The sequence below is a fragment of the uncultured Odoribacter sp. genome, from assembly GCF_937966165.1.
Lineage (GTDB): Bacteria > Bacteroidota > Bacteroidia > Bacteroidales > Marinifilaceae > Culturomica.
This window is the reverse complement of record NZ_CALCLB010000017.1, coordinates 231,125-246,888: the sequence shown is the minus strand read 5'-3', so window position 1 is coordinate 246,888 and position 15,764 is coordinate 231,125. Positions and strand designations below refer to the sequence as shown.

At 39.3% G+C, this 15,764-nt stretch carries 13 protein-coding genes; 7 read left to right on the top strand and 6 right to left on the bottom strand.

Annotated features, from left to right (window positions below; translation table 11 throughout):
- Nucleotide 1: 1 nt before the first annotated feature.
- The 3 genes from Q0465_RS09045 to Q0465_RS09035 all read right to left on the bottom strand — a co-directional run bounded on the left by Q0465_RS09045 (nt 2) and on the right by Q0465_RS09035 (nt 3,716).
- The gene (locus Q0465_RS09045) at nt 2-724 is read right to left on the bottom strand and encodes a head GIN domain-containing protein (RefSeq protein WP_298615305.1); all 723 of its coding nucleotides are present in this window, start codon (nt 722-724) and stop codon (nt 2-4) included.
- 373 nt (nt 725-1,097) lie between these two features.
- Nucleotides 1,098-2,348, bottom strand: a complete 1,251-nt coding sequence (locus Q0465_RS09040) for an efflux RND transporter periplasmic adaptor subunit (protein ID WP_298615303.1) — start codon at nt 2,346-2,348, stop codon at nt 1,098-1,100.
- Nucleotides 2,349-2,390: 42 nt separating this feature from the next.
- On the bottom strand, nt 2,391-3,716 hold the full coding sequence (locus tag Q0465_RS09035; RefSeq protein WP_298615300.1) for a TolC family protein: 1,326 nt from the start codon (nt 3,714-3,716) through the stop codon (nt 2,391-2,393).
- A gap of 391 nt (nt 3,717-4,107) precedes the next feature.
- Here Q0465_RS09035 and udk point away from each other — a divergent pair, with 391 nt between their 5' ends.
- Nucleotides 4,108-4,722 (top strand): uridine kinase, encoded by a 615-nt coding sequence (gene udk / locus Q0465_RS09030; protein ID WP_298615298.1) that lies wholly within the window; start codon nt 4,108-4,110, stop codon nt 4,720-4,722.
- A gap of 306 nt (nt 4,723-5,028) precedes the next feature.
- On the opposite strand, the gene Q0465_RS09025 is transcribed toward udk, so the two are convergent.
- Nucleotides 5,029-6,357 (bottom strand): ATP-binding protein, encoded by a 1,329-nt coding sequence (locus Q0465_RS09025; protein WP_298615296.1) that lies wholly within the window; start codon nt 6,355-6,357, stop codon nt 5,029-5,031.
- A 56-nt stretch (nt 6,358-6,413) separates the two neighbouring features.
- Nucleotides 6,414-7,775 carry a sigma-54 dependent transcriptional regulator gene (locus Q0465_RS09020; RefSeq protein WP_298615293.1) on the bottom strand — a complete coding sequence of 454 codons (1,362 nt, stop codon included), beginning with the start codon at nt 7,773-7,775 and terminating at the stop codon, nt 6,414-6,416.
- A 432-nt stretch (nt 7,776-8,207) separates the two neighbouring features.
- Between Q0465_RS09020 and Q0465_RS09015 the strand changes: the two genes are divergently transcribed.
- Nucleotides 8,208-8,696 (top strand): hypothetical protein, encoded by a 489-nt coding sequence (locus Q0465_RS09015; RefSeq protein ID WP_298615291.1) that lies wholly within the window; start codon nt 8,208-8,210, stop codon nt 8,694-8,696.
- 149 nt (nt 8,697-8,845) lie between these two features.
- On the opposite strand, the gene Q0465_RS09010 is transcribed toward Q0465_RS09015, so the two are convergent.
- Nucleotides 8,846-10,354: a glutamine synthetase family protein gene (locus tag Q0465_RS09010; protein ID WP_298615289.1), complete on the bottom strand. Its 1,509-nt coding sequence runs from the start codon at nt 10,352-10,354 to the stop codon at nt 8,846-8,848.
- Between the two features lie 406 nt (nt 10,355-10,760).
- Between Q0465_RS09010 and Q0465_RS09005 the strand changes: the two genes are divergently transcribed.
- From Q0465_RS09005 to argB, 5 genes are all read left to right on the top strand, one after another.
- Entirely contained in the window at nt 10,761-11,375 is a 615-nt protein-coding gene (locus tag Q0465_RS09005) for a GNAT family N-acetyltransferase (protein WP_298615287.1), read from the top strand.
- A 221-nt stretch (nt 11,376-11,596) separates the two neighbouring features.
- Nucleotides 11,597-12,784 carry an argininosuccinate synthase domain-containing protein gene (locus Q0465_RS09000; RefSeq protein ID WP_298615284.1) on the top strand — a complete coding sequence of 396 codons (1,188 nt, stop codon included), beginning with the start codon at nt 11,597-11,599 and terminating at the stop codon, nt 12,782-12,784.
- Between the two features lie 40 nt (nt 12,785-12,824).
- Nucleotides 12,825-13,787, top strand: a complete 963-nt coding sequence (gene argC / locus Q0465_RS08995) for an N-acetyl-gamma-glutamyl-phosphate reductase (RefSeq protein ID WP_298615282.1) — start codon at nt 12,825-12,827, stop codon at nt 13,785-13,787.
- Nucleotides 13,788-13,844: 57 nt separating this feature from the next.
- On the top strand, nt 13,845-14,972 hold the full coding sequence (locus Q0465_RS08990) for an aminotransferase class III-fold pyridoxal phosphate-dependent enzyme (RefSeq protein WP_298615278.1): 1,128 nt from the start codon (nt 13,845-13,847) through the stop codon (nt 14,970-14,972).
- A 25-nt stretch (nt 14,973-14,997) separates the two neighbouring features.
- Complete coding sequence (gene argB / locus Q0465_RS08985; RefSeq protein ID WP_298615276.1) at nt 14,998-15,759, top strand: acetylglutamate kinase; 762 nt, start codon at nt 14,998-15,000, stop codon at nt 15,757-15,759.
- Nucleotides 15,760-15,764: the final 5 nt, after the last annotated feature.

Below are 15,764 nucleotides of genomic sequence, written 5' to 3'. Positions count from 1 at the left end.
TTTAGTCTTTACTTCTATGTCTCGCACCTGAATTTGATTCTGCTTTCAATATACGGGGATTTCCGTAATAATCTAATTTTCCCATGCTACTTATCTCGTATTCGAGTTCATCGGCTACATATATAGTTGCTTTACCTGCAGAACTTACCTCTATGTCTGCTTTGCTAACAATAAATTTTTCAGCATCCAGATAAGCTGCCGAGTTGACCTCTGCATCTAATAAATTCCCCTTCCCTGCTAATTGGGCCTTTGCTGCCGAAGTCACTTCCAGATCCAGACGATTTACCTCTAAATTCATATCTAATTGTGCTGCTGAGGAAATTTCGATTTCCAGATCTGTCGCCTTCCACTCATTGGTCCCATAGATGTGAGAGGCAGAAGAGGCCTCAATTTTTTCTAAGTTAGGGACACTTACATATACGTTCATCGGTTTATTTGTCGATAAGTTTTTGTGTTTTCTGTTTCCATTGAGGGAGATGATCAGACAGTTTTTTACTACTTTTGTTTCAATATAAGGAATTATGTTTTCTTCGGCTTCTACCTGAAGCGACTCAGCTTTTCCCTGGGTTAAATAAACGTGAATCGCAGAGGATGTTTTTATTTCCGTAAAATGTCCAATTTCCCGCTGTTCTTTTACTACATTTTCAGATTTGTTGTTCCGGTAGCCCCAAGAACAAAGTGTCAGGGAAAAACAAGTTAGAAAAATAAGAGATAATGTTTTCATAGTTGTATATTTTAATGTTGAATTGTTGTTACGAAATATCTTGCTTTCCGTGTCGGAATTTGTGTTTTATTATATGACGGATATATATGTATTTTGTTACACTTTTTATAAAAAATGTTTATAACCGAATCATTTATATTTCATTTAGCAGGTTAGAGTTTTAGTGTAACGTTTTCAGTAAAAATAACTAAGACAACACTGATTAATGAAGCTTACGTTCCCCGAATAAGTAGTGGAATCAGAACCAAAGGTTCATTAATCAGTGAGGGGGTCAGGCGAATAAAATAAAGATATAAACTACTCTTTATCTTTTATACATTTGCATCTGTTTAAAGAGAGCGGATTTTTATTCTTACCCTGTTTTACGGTTTTTCTACTTTAAGACCAGGCGTTCGTTGTCTCCGTACATTTCGTAACCGGAAGTGATTACTTTTTCTCCGGGTTCCAATCCTTCTATTACCTGATAGTATTGCGGATTTTGTTTCCCGATTTTAATTGTCCTCCGGTACGCTTCACTACCATCGGGTGAAAGTACGAAAATCCATTGTCCTCCTGTACTTTGATAGAAAGCTCCTCTTGGAATTAATACAGATTCGTCGGATTGTCCCAGTTGAAGATTGATATGGTAGGTTTGTCCCGTACGTATATTTTCCGGCATATCGCCTACAAAGCAGAGATCTGTTTTAAATTGCCCGCCTTTTACATCGGGGTATACTTTCATGACGGTCATATTAAAATTGGTACCCTGACGTTCTAAAGAGGCGTCCAGATCCTTTCTTACACGGTCGATATAGTGCTCGTCGATCTGAGCTGCTACTTTGTAGTTATCCAAAACATTGATTTTCCCCAGCTCTGTACCACTGTTTACAGACTGGCCGATTTCTACAGAAAGTGTACCCAATTGTCCGCTGATAGGAGCCTTTACATTCAGGTTTTCATACCTTTCCCGGACCAGTTTGAGGTTTCTCTGCATACTTTTCAAGCTTTCCGCCATGTTTTCAATCTGGATTTCACGATACATGGAATCCTGTTTCTGACGCTCAATCAACATATCGTTATTTTGTATGGATGTTTCGTAATCCTCTTTTGCAGTCAGGTAGTCTTCTTTTGCGATCAGATCTTCTTCGTATAATTTTTTATTTTGTTCGTACTTCCGTCTGTTCCGGGTAACATTCAGTTCACTTTGCAAACGGTCCTGGCGAATGCTGATTTTTTCTTTTTCCATGGAAAGCAAAGTGTTTCTCAATTCGTTTTCCTGATAAGCCAAATCGGCTTCACTTTTCAGGATCTCCATCGATAAATTGGGATTCTCGAGTTTAACGATAATGTCTCCGGCTTTTACCATAGCTCCTTCTTCGACCACTTTTTCAATAACCCGTCCACCTTCCATAGCACTCAACTGGATAAAAGTGATCGGCTCTACATTTCCCATAATGCGGATATAATCGTTGAAAGTTCCTTTTTTGATTTCTTCAATGGTAATTTTATCCTTTTCTACCCTTAAAGTTGAACTGTGGTTTCCAAAAACCAGCCATCCGATAAAGAGCAATACAAAAGCTCCCCCTAAAATATAAGGAATATGTTTTTTCTTCAATCCTTTTTTCTGTTCGATGATCTTATCCATGATATATATTTTAATTGTTATTCAATAAGGTTTTTCGTATTTTTAATATTTGATCTTAGCCTGCAAAGGAGCACCTCTGTAAAAATCTACCATCCTTTTTTTGATTCCATAAGTCAGTTGGGCTTTCAATACATCGAGTTTTGCCTGCCTCAGATTATTGTCACTGGTGTTTAAGTCGATAATTGTCACTAATCCCTGTTCATATTTTTTTTGGTTTGCTTCATAAGACAATTGACTGAAGTTCTGTTTTTTTATGGCCATGTCGTATTCCCGGGAAGCAGCTTTTAGGTCCAATACGGCAAGTTCAATCTCTTTATATACAGACTGTAACATTTCCTGATAAGCAAATTCTGCATCCTGCATCTGGTATTTGCTGCGGGAAACAGTAGAGTGGCGCGAAAGGCCTCCGAAGATGGGAATGCTTACGCTGAATCCGAAACTTTTTCCGAGATTATTCTTTATTTGGGAATGAAAGGAATTGTCTTGGGAATCATAGTAGTAGGTGTTCAGCGTTCCGGAAGCATTAAAACTTGGGAACAACTGACCTTTTGTAATATACCAATTCAGCTGGGCAGCCCGGAAGGCATATTCTGCTGCACTTACTTCGGGTAAATCTTCTTTTGCTTTTCCGTATATTTCTGTAATATTCAATTCATGATTTTCCGGAATACGGCTACTCAGAGAAGAAACTTCTATATCCAGTTCTTCGTCAGGGTTATAATTCATTGTTTGTTTAAGGGTTACTAAAGCAGTCGCTTTTTTATTCTGATTTGCAATCAGATTATATTCGCTTTCAGCTACCTGGGCTTGTATGTCAAACAGATCACTTTTGGGTTTGATACCCAGCTCATGCTGACGTTCCATTCTTTTTAGTTGTAAACGGGCGTTTTCCAGCTGCTCCTGAGAAATTTCGATTAATCCTTCTGCATAAGCCAGATCGTAGAAGGCCTGCATGATGTTTACAGCGATATCGTTGGCTGTCTTCTCGGAGTCTTGCAATCCCTTTAGCTGGGATACTTTCCGGTAACGCAAAGTGTTGATGGCCGTAAAACCGGAAAAAAGATTGAGATTGGCCCCAACCCGGTAGTTATTGGCAAGTATACGGGAATCAACATAAGTATTGTCGGCCCCAATCGAACGTCCGAAACTATATTCTAAGCTGGAAGAACCGCTCAGACTGGGAAGTAGATCCAAACGGGCGTCCCTTAAATTTACATTGTTAACTTTATTATTGAGTAGTTGACGCTCCATTGTCAGACTTTGCTCCACACCATAATCAATGCATTCCTGTAGTGTCCATTTCTTTTCCTGACCAAAACTTTGAAAGGTAATCAGGACAGCCAGTAAAGTGATACCGATTTTTACCATTTTATTTCGTTTTTTCGTGATTTCTATTTTTCTGTATTTGTAAGGAATTCTGCTAAAAACGTGCCAGAATTGTAAAATATTAATTATTAGTATTTTGTTACTTATTAATTTTATTATGGTGTCAAAAAAATAGACAACAGTGTGAAATTATTTGACAAGAAGAAAAGACAAAAATAATTTAATTTTAAACATTTATTTAATAGATCAGAAGGAAAGAAACAAAGCAGATTCAATGTCTTTTTACTTTTGTAGTCAGCGAATACTTTTTATATATTTGTCCGATAGAAGGAAATTCCAGGTAAAGGCCGGAGAGGAGGAGAAATTTTTTAAAAGAGGGAGGGAAGGCGGTATAGAGATTTGCCTGTAAACAGAAATCCGTAAGTATCTGCATATGAATACAACAGTTATAGGAGTTGCCGGAGGTACCGGTTCCGGTAAAAGTACGTTGGTACGGAAATTGAGGGAAGCTTTTGCGGAAGAGGAAGTGATCACCTTGAGTCATGATTATTATTATAAGGCAAATAATGATCTCAGTATGGAGGAAAGAAGGAAATTGAACTATGACCATCCTCAATCCTTTGATACGGAAATGATGATCGGACATGTGCGGACGCTGAAGGACGGCGTTCCTATCCAGCGGCCTGTATATTCTTTTGTCGAGCACAATCGGTTGAGGGAAACGGTAAAAATGATCCCTGCCAAGGTATTGATTGTAGAAGGAATTCTGATTTTTGAAAATAAAGCCTTACGGGATCTGATGGATATTAAAGTATATGTAGATACAGATGCGGATATCCGTTTAGCTCGTCGGATCTTACGGGATGTACAGGAAAGGGGCAGAAGTATGACCTCTGTAATCAATCAGTACATTTCCACGGTAAAACCAATGCATGAAGAATTTGTAGAACCCTCTAAAAAATATGCTGATGTAATCATACCGGAAGGTGGATTCAATTCTGTTGCCCTATCTCTTTTAATCGAAAATATCAAATCTGTCATTCGGTGACAAGGGGACGGTTCTTTTGTCACCCAATTTTCTTTTTCTCATCTTTAAAATGCTGTTGTCCTTTTAAAAGGATTTTTTAATTTTCCTAACTAAAATAATAAATGGCATTTTATTCCGGGTTAATATTTCTCTGCCGTTTCAGGTGATCTAATTCTGAAGCGAACGGAAGCATTAAGCGGCCTTTAAAGGTCTCTATCCAAAGATAAAAATACTCAGTCATGAAACTTCAGGTGACGCAGAGGCCCTACTGTTTTACGTTATAGTTTTCAGACAGGATGACTTATGGCTTTTTGTTAGAATTTTAATTTATAATTCAATTGTAAATTGTGTTTCTTTATTGGGGACAGAATGAACGCGGATGGAACCTCCGTGTGCTCGCATAATTTGACGGGCTATACTCAAACCGATTCCGGAACCTAATTCTTTTGTTGTAAAGAAAGGTACAAAAATCTGTTTTATCAATTCTTCCGGTATACCGGGTCCATTGTCTTTAATAGTGAAAATTGTCCGGTCGTTTTCTGTCTTCCAGGCTTTGATTACAATGGCAGCGTTTTGACGTCCGGATAAAGCCTGAATCGCATTTTTTACAATATTGATGAGTACCTGTCCTAATAAATTAGAATCGGCATATAATTTTAAATCTTCCGGAACACCGGACATATCTATTTTTACGGAGTTAAAATTGTCTTCAGCACTACAAAGAATGACGATGCGTTGAATGAATTCACTTACGTTGAACAATTCCCGTGCAGGGGTTGGAATACGAGTGAACTTACGGTAGGATTCAACAAATGACACCAGGCCTTTACTGGTTTCACTGATGACATGAAGTCCACTGATAGCATTCGAACGAATGTCGTTGTCGGGGACATTTTTATCTTCGTATAGGGTTAATAATGTGTCACTAAGAGAAGTAATGGGAGCAATAGAATTCATAATCTCGTGCGATAATACACGTATAAGCTTGATCCAGGACTCAATTTCCTTCTCATCCATTTCATTATTGATATCGTGGATGACGATCAGGCGTACGAATTCGTTTTCCATTGTCATTCCTGAAGCTTTTATACTCAATTGTACGCTTCCTCTTTCCATTGTCAGGGAAGAGGTCTTATTATCTCCGGGCCGGATCGTTTCAAATAAACCCGTCAATGCCGGATCTACTCTGTCCAGTTGACGGATATGAGTAAAAACATCCAGTCCCAGAAGTTTTAAAGCAGCTGTATTTGCTTGTAATACAAAACCTTTTGAATTTAATATCACAATACCGGAATGAATACTACCTAAAATCAGTTCATAGAATTTTTCTTTTTGTTGAGCCTCGATACGGATTTTCTGAAGAACATTTTTCATTTTATTCAGGATGTAACTCAGAAACATTTCCGAACTGGTTCCTTTTTTCTCGATAAAATTAATGGAATAATCGTCATTTTCGATGGCTTCGAAAAAATAAGCCAGCTTACGGTTTACCGAATTATAAAGAGTAAGGGTTTTGGATATATAGATAATAGCTCCTAGAGCACATATAATTCCCCAGCCTTTATAAGAAAAATAGAAAAGAGCGGCTGAAGCGACAGAACAGCCGATAATGATCAGGATAAAAAATAAAAGGTGTAGTGAAATCCTCCGGAACATATTCTATAATTTACATTTTGCAGACTCATTTTTACGAAAGGGATGAACCCCGGATTTTATAAACTGTATTTTTTCATTTTATTATAAAGGGTTTGGCGGGTAATTCCCAGCTGGGTGGCTACGGCCGATAAATTTCCATTACTGCGGTCCAAAGCGTGTTGGATCATTTGTTTTTCCATATCTTCCAGCGTTTCATTTTTATCGATAAAAGTAGTTGTTACCGTTTTAAAGAAAAAATCTGAGGGCTTGATTATATTTCCTTCGCACATGATCACGGCTTTTTCGATAGCATGTTGTAATTCCCGTATATTCCCGGGCCATTTATATTCCTGTAATTTTTCCTGGGTGGTTGATAACATATTGCAGTTTTTCCCATATTTAGAAGAATATTTTTTCAGGAAATATTCGGCTAAAGGTACGATGTCCTCTTTCCTTTCCCGGAGCGGAGGAATTTCAATGTGAATAGTATTAATCCGGTAGAGTAAATCTTCCCGGAAATGATTTTGTTGTACCATTTCCTGAATATTCCGGTTCGTGGCACATATCAGGCGGATATCGGTATTTATGGGTTTATTGGAACCGACCCGGGTAATTTTACGGTTTTGAAGGGCTGTCAGTAATTTGGCCTGCAGAGCATAGGATAAATTTCCGATTTCATCCAAAAAAAGGGTGCCTTTATTAGCTGCTTCGAATTTTCCTGCGCGGTCTTCCCGGGCATCGGTAAAGGCTCCTTTCACATGCCCGAACAATTCACTTTCAAAGAGTGTTTCCGTTACGGCTCCCATATCGACGGAAATCATTACTTCGTTGGAACGGTTGGATAAACGGTGAATTTCCCGGGCAATCATTTCTTTCCCGGTGCCATTTTCACCGGTAAGCAAAATATTGGCGTCCGTTTTGGCTACTTTGCACACCAGGTTATATACCTGCATGATTTCCGGGGAACTTCCCCACAACATGGAAGGTTCGCTGTTCAACTGGTTTTTCAGTACATTCTTTTCTTCTTTCAGTTGCTTGACCTCATTTTGGGATTCTCTCAACCGGTAGGCCGAGAGTAAAGTTGCTACCAGTTTTGCGTTGTCCCAGGGCTTTACCACAAAATCCGTTGCCCCTTCTTTTACTGCTTTGACGGCCAGTTCGATATCTGCGTAGGCAGTAAATAAAACGACAGGGAGTTCCGGAATTTGTTCCTTGATTTTCGAAAGCCAGTACAATCCTTCGTTACCGGTATTGATGGCAGCTGAAAAATTCATGTCCAGTAAAACGACGTCTACCCGCTCTGCTGATAATACTGCAGGAATACGTTCGGGAGTCGATAAAGTGATTACCTTTTCAAAATAACTTCCCAATAATAATCCTACTGCTGTCAATACGGATTTATTATCATCTACTACTAATATTATTCCTTTTTTTGCCATTTTGTCTCAGAATTTATCATTCAAAACTATAAATCCTCCCGGATAAATCCATAAAAGTGTCAAAAAAATAGACATTTTTCAGATTTTTTTTATCAAAAGTGACAAAGGGACGGTTCTTTTGTCACCTTTTTTATTCTAGCTTTCTTCTTTCTCTTTACACTCGGATTTTATGCAGAATTGTTATTTTAAAAAATCAGAAAAATACAGAAGTGTTATTTGTATTTATGGGATTGTATAAAATAAATAGGACCAGATAGTTAGGTGTCTATAGGCGGATCATCCATAAATCCGAAAAAATGTATTTAGAATTAAGGAGGAGTTATGATTAAAATAAAAATATTTTCTTATATTAAGATGGGCCATTATTATATATTTGGGCGGTGACAAAAGAACCGTCCCTTTGTCTTATAAAACAATAAAATATGATTGGTTATGAAACAAGTAAAAATTGACGTAGGTAATGTATTTTGTGCTAACATTAAGGGTAAATTTAAAAGGTATTTTCAATATATTGGGTTGGATTTCGAGCAATTAAACAGTGAGGTGATCCGAGTATTTAAAACACATTATCCGGTAGATGCCGTAGTAGATTTAGAAGAAGTTGTTAAAGACGAGATTGATTTTCATACTCATACAGATATACGTGCAGGATTTTATAATTATTCCAATGTGTGGGAGAAAGTAGGTAATGTCCCTTTCCGGGAAAAGGCAGATGTACTTTTTCGGGATACTGATGATCATGGAAGGGGACGAATAAAAGTTTCTTCTCGTTGGTATATCTGGCGAATGAATGAACCCAGAATATTTGTAGGAAAACTAAATGAAGAAACCCGCAAAGTGGATGGAGGACTTGTATATCCGCCTATACATATTTGTGAACGGATGGAAACCGGACGTTATCCGGGGTGGGAAATAGAATAAAATTAACTATTAATGTTTTAAAATATTTATCTATGGGTTACTTTGAAGTAGCCTAAAAAAGGGACCCGTAAAATGAAATTATGATTAAAGCCCGCTTGATATTTAAAAATCAGGCGGGCTTTTTAAAAAGTTTAATATTTTTTCGAAAATTAGCCGACGTTGATGAAGGTCTTTACTAATTCTGTGATTTTCATAGTATCATTTCCGATGTCGGTACGTAATGTACGGTCGTCAAAAGATTTTAGTTTTTTGATAATACCGTCCAATAAATTTTTACTGAATACGCCATGTTCTTCATAAATACTGCGTTGTTCTTCCAGGCATTCTGCAGATTCTGCACAGGAAGCGGGCAGATGACTCAGTCTTTCGGCAGTAGCTTTATGAGCATCGTCGAAAATGTTGACACTGACGTAACGGTCTTTGGCGTACTGTATACTGTCTTTCATTTCGAAGCCATGACGTGCAGCGACAGCCAGACCTGCTAATAACAGGTAAAGATCGGCAGAACCGTCCGGACAACGGAATTCTACAGTTTGCTTAATACCCGGATCTAAACTTTGAGACGGTTTTTCCAGCGGATTGGCATCCGTAATCATTTTATCGGCACCTTCTGTCCATCCTAGCGGAACCCGTACCAGTACTGAACGGTTACGGTCTCCCCAACAAATATTGGTCGGAGCTTCCTGATGGGGAACCAAACGGAAATAAGAAGTCGGATTCGTGTTGCCAAAAGCTGTCAGAGAAGAAGCAATATTCAGAATTCCGGCAATGGCTTTTAGGGCGTTGTCGGTTAGTTTACCGTTTTCAATATACATATTCTTACCATCCTTCATCAGACGGGTATGGATATGCAATCCGCTTCCCGCTTTACCTGCTGTGATCTTAGGAGCAAAAGTCAAATTGATACCGTATTGAAGTGCTAAAGTACGCATAATCCATTTGGCAATCACCAATTGATCGGCAGCTTCTTCGATATCTACCGGTAAAAATTCGATTTCATTTTGTTCATATTGGATGTTACCGAGGGTAAAATTACCTACTTCCGAGTGACCGTATTTGATTTTTCCACCCGTTTGAGCAATGGCCCGCATACATTCGCAGCGAAAATCTGCCCATTTACAAAAAGGAGTAGATTCATGGTATCCTCTTTGGTCGGCTGTTTCAAACAATTCTTCCTTTTCGCTGATCACATAATACTCCAATTCTCCCATGGCCTGAAATTCCATGCCCGTCACTTTTTTAAACTCTTCGTGAGCTTTCCGGAGAGTGTATTCCGGAGCACTTTCCAACGGTTTCCCGTCTTTTGTATAATAGCTGCATAAAATATCCAATGCCGGGATTTCACTGAACGGATTCAGAAAAGCTGTACGATAACGAGGGATAACATATAAATCGCTGGATCCCGCTTCTATATAAGGGAATAGACTGGATCCGTCTACACGCTCTCCGTAGGTTAAGATGCTGTCCAAATGTTCCAGACTGCTAATAATAAAATTTAAAGTTTTTAATCTGCCGTCGGCTCCTACATATCGAAAATTGATCATTTCAATCTGATTTTCGGTGACGTATTTTATAATATCAGCCTTCGTAAATTCTTTTTGTTCTTTTTGTAAAAACTGAACTAAAGGATTAGGATTCAATGTAAAATTCTTCTCCATGATCTTTGTTGTTAACGTTTGCGAAAACAAAACTAGAAAAAATATCCCGAATTAAAAATTTTTCTAATATATTCTTACAAAATGCTCCTATTTACTGTCAATTCGTAATAAAAATGAATTTATTTAATGACGATCTGAAATAATTTTAACTCTACAAAACAGAATTGGAAATACTGTACTGTAGTCTTCCCTTTTTAGAATCTTTATAAATATTGAATATTTATGCATACGTTTGCTCCCTCTGTAAATCCTCTATTTTAGCTTAGAAAAAACTGCTGATAAAAGAATAAAATTGCATAAATATTTGTTTTAAATAAATATTTATGCATATATTTGCATCGGAATCCAATAGGGGGGAGGAGAGAGGACAAACTATAAATCTTAAACGCATTTAAATTAGAAGGAGATGAAAATAGATGTGATGGTTGCTTCTGAGAAGCATTTGAAATATGTTACAACTATTAATGATACCATAGATGAAGCAGCTAAGGCTCGTGGAACGGGTATAGCCCGGAGAACGGATGAATATATAACCGGTAAGATCAAACAGGGGAAAGCCATTATAGCTTTAAACCGGGAGGAATTTGTAGGTTTTTGTTATATCGAATCCTGGGGTCATGAAAAATTCGTTGCCAATTCGGGCTTGATTGTAAAACCTTCCTATAGGGGAATGGGAGTAGCGAAAAAAATTAAACGGGCTGCTTTTGAGTTGTCCCGTAAAAAATTTCCGCAGGCCAAATTATTTGGATTAACTACAGGGGAACAGGTGATGCGGATCAATACCGAATTGGGATATGTACCGGTTACTTTTGCTAAACTAACCGATGACGAACAGTTTTGGGCCGGTTGTAAATCCTGTGTGAATTACGATATTCTTCAGCGTACGAATATGACGAAATGTTTGTGTACAGGTATGGTATATGATCCGGAAGCTATTGCCAGGCGTGAGGCAGAATTAAAGAAAATGGGGCGGAAACGTTCGGGAATTATCCGTTTATTGAAAAAGTTTGCCTGTTTTTAAATCGCGAAGGGGACAGGCGAAGTTTTAAAAGGGGTATTTTCCGGTTAATCGTGTGGCTTTGCGGAAGAAAACAAGGCAGTATGGTTTTTCTAAAAAACTTTCGGTTCAGACAGAGGGTTCCTGAGAGGGATACTGATAGTTGGTTTCATACCGAAAATAACCACTGAAAACAGGATTTTAAAACATAAATCATATTTATAACTTTTGTAATGAAGATAAAAATGGAAAAAGTCGTTTTAGCATATAGCGGAGGATTGGATACTTCCTATTGTGTAAAATATCTGAGTGAGGAGCTTGGATTGGAAGTATATACAGCTTTGGCCAATACAGGGGGATTCACTCCGGAAGAATTAAAGGCGGTAGAAGAAAAAGCCTATGCTCTGGGGGCTAAAAAGCATGTAAATCTGGACGTGACAACCGATTACTATGAGAAGTGTATTAAATATATGGTTTTCGGAAATGTATTGCGTAATCACACTTATCCGGTCTCTGTAAGTTCCGAACGTACCTTCCAGGCGCTGGCTATCGTGGAATATGCAAACGAAATCGGCGCCCAGTATATCGCTCATGGCAGTACCGGAGCCGGAAATGATCAGGTTCGTTTTGATCTTTGTTTTACTGTTTTCGCTCCGGATAAAAAGATTATTACCCCTACCCGGGATCTGAAGTTATCCCGGGAAGAAGAAATTGCCTATCTGAAGGCGCATGGTGTAAATTACGATTGGAAAAAAATGGAATACTCCATTAACAAAGGGGTATGGGGTACTTCTGTCGGGGGGAAAGAGACTTTACGGGCCGATACAAATTTGCCTGAAGAAGCTTATCCTTCGCAATTGCAGAAAACGGGTAAAGAAATACTGGAGATTGAATTTGAAAAGGGGGAAATTGTTGCCGTCAATGGCTGCCCGGTAGAGAAAATTAAAGCGATCAACACAATTGAGAGAATTGCAAGTCCCTGGGCAATCGGCCGGGATACGCATATAGGGGATACGATTGTCGGAATTAAGGGACGTGTGGGATTTGAAGCTGCCGCTCCGCTTTTGATTATTAAGGCGCATGAATTACTGGAGAAACATACCTTGACAAAGTGGCAGCAATACTGGAAAGAACAATTAGGAAATTGGTATGGCATGTTTTTACATGAAGCCATGTATGCAGAATCGGTTATGCGGGACATTGAGAAATTTCTGGAAAATAGTCAGCGGAATGTCAGTGGAAAAGTCAGCATACAGCTGCGGCCTTATCATTTTGACTTGATCGGAATCGAGTCCGCTCACGATCTGATGCATTCCGGTTTTGCAGAATATGGGGAAATGAATAATGCCTGGACTGCTGAGGACGTAAAAGGGTTTACGAAAATGATCGCTATGCCGTTGAAGATTTATAATGCGGTGAATCACGATCTGTAAGAAAGAATAAGGACTATTTATGGGAGACAATAGTAAGAGTATGATTAGGATAGGGATTGCCGGCGGAGCCGGTTATACGGCCGGAGAATTGATCCGGGTGCTGGTGAATCATCCGCAGGCAGAAATAAAATATATTCAAAGTGAGTCGCATGCCGGGGAACCGGTTTCGAAAGTTCATCAGGATTTGTTGTATCTTCCCCTGACATTTTCTGAAATAGATTTTTCAGACATAGATGTTTTGTTTATGTGTATGGGGCACGGTGTATCTCTTGAATTCCTGGAAAAATATTCTGTACCTCCCCGGGTAAAGATCATCGATCTGGGAAATGATTTCCGTCTGGCTGCAGAAGCCAATGGGTTTGTATACGGTTTACCGGAGTTAGCCCGGGAAGTAATCATTAAAAGCCAGTATATTGCAAATCCGGGATGTTTTGCTACTGCCATAGAATTGGGATTATTGCCTTTAGCGGTTGCGAACGGTTTACCCGATGACATTACCGTCTTCGGCATTACAGGTTCTACGGGTGCCGGACAAAAGCCTGCGATTGATACGCATTTCAGTAACCGTTGTAATAATTTGTCGAATTATAAAGTTTTTACTCATCAGCATTTGGCTGAAATCAATGAAACCTTACAGAGAGCCGGGGCTAAAAATCTTTACGATCTGGCTTTTGTGCCGGTAAGAGGATGCCATACCCGCGGGATTCTGATTAATACGGTACTCCGGTGCAATTATTCGAAAACTGAACTGACGGATATGTATAGAAAATACTATCAGGCTCATCCGTTTGTATGTATAAGTGATGATCCTCTTTATCTGAAGCAGGTGGTCAATACGAATTATTGTTTTATTCAGATCGCTCAGCAGGAGGGAAAAATACTGATTACTTCGGTAATTGATAATCTGTTGAAAGGAGCTTCCGGTCAGGCTGTGCAGAACATGAACCTGATGTCCGGTTTACCGGAAACGGCAGGACTTCAGTTAAAGGCGAATTATTTTTAAAGTAATTACAGACTTGGAGGACCATAAAGTATTTCCAGGCCGTTTAAATTTTCAGTTATGGGATTATTTGAAGTTTATGATTTGCTTGATATAGAGCCGGTAGAGGCTAAGGGAGCTTATCTATGGGATAAGGAGGGAGAAAAATATCTTGATTTTTATGGAGGGCATGCAGTAATATCCATTGGGCATAGTCATCCTGTTTATGTAGAAAAATTAACCCGGCAATTAAGTAAGCTGGGGTTTTACTCGAATGCTGTAATAAATCCTTTACAGGAAGAATTGGCTGAGAAATTATGCCGTCTTGCCGGTTGTGAGGATTATCAGCTTTTTCTTTGTAATAGCGGGGCTGAGGCCAATGAGAATGCATTAAAACTGGCTTCTTTTGCAAGCGGAAGGGATAAAATACTGGCTTTCAAGGGTGCTTTCCACGGCAGGACTAGTGCAGCTGTTGCCATAACCGATAATCCCACTATTCAGGCTCCGGTGAATCAGTATCACAGAGTAACATTTATTCCCTTAAATGATATCCAGGCTTTGGAAAAAGAACTGTCTAGCGGACAGTACGCTACGGTAATTGTAGAGGGAATACAAGGTGTGGGTGGAATTCGTCTGGCTGAAGATGAATTTTTACGCCGGATGCAGGAATGTTGTCAGGCAAGCGGGACATTTATGATTGTAGATGAGATCCAGTGCGGCTATGCCAGAAGCGGGAAGTTTTTCTCGCATCAATACGCAGGGGTTAAACCGGATATTATTACGATGGCTAAGGGAATGGGCAATGGTTTTCCCGTAGCCGGGCTATTAATTGCCGGAAAAATACAGGCCAGAAAAGGAATGCTGGGGACTACCTTCGGTGGCAGTCATCTGGCTTGTGCTGCAGCATTGGCGGTATTGGAAGTGATCGGGAAGGAATATGTTGTCAACAATGCTGCCGGTATAGGAAAATACCTGATGCATGAAGTGGGGAAAATAAAAGGAGTGAAGGAAGTGAGGGGAAGGGGACTGATGATCGGGGTGGATACGGAGAACCCGCAAAAAGAGATACGGGCCCGACTGTTAAAAGACCATCATATTCTGACCGGGTACAGTGGGACAAATACACTTCGTTTATTACCGGCACTGACAATTACCCGGAAAGAAGCCGATGAATTTTTGAAGGCTTTCCGGATAGTAATGGAGTCTTAAAAATATAGTTTCAAAAGATTAGGGTATGATCAAAATAGTAAAAGTAGGCGGTAAGCTGGTTGAAAACGAACGGATACTGGATGAGCTTTGTAATAAATTGGCAGTTTATTATCCGTCTTGCGTGTTGGTACATGGAGGGGGAAGTATGGCAGGCCAATTGGCAACCCGTTTGGGAATAGAAACCCGTATGCATGAGGGCAGGCGGATTACAGATGCCCTGACTTTGGACGTTACCGTAATGGCGTATGCCGGTTTAGCAAATAAAAAGATTGTAGCCTGTTTACAAGCCAAGCAGATAAATGCCTGTGGTTTGTCCGGTTGTGATATGAACGTTATTGTTTCTCATAAACGGGCAATTACAGCTATCGACTGGGGTTATGTCGGGGATATCGAACAGGTGAAAGAAGAGGTTCTGGCTTTTTTGCTGGAAAGGGAAATCATGCCTGTGCTTTCTCCTATTACCTGCTCGGCTGCCGGGCAACTGTTAAATACCAATGCCGATAGTGTCGCTTCCGCTACTGCTATAGCATTGAGCCGGAAGTATGAAACAGAATTGGTATTTTGCTTGGATAAACCGGGCGTATTGAAAGATATTCAGGACGAAAACTCTGTTATTCCTTTTATCGACCGGAAAACATATAAAGAATTATTGAAAGAAAAAAATATACATGCAGGTATGCTGCCTAAATTGGAAAACGCTTTTAAAACCCTGGATGCCGGTGTAAAAAAAGTGAGATTGACCAGTCCTGCGGATTTGGAAGGCGGGACGGTACTGATGAAGGAATAAGAAAA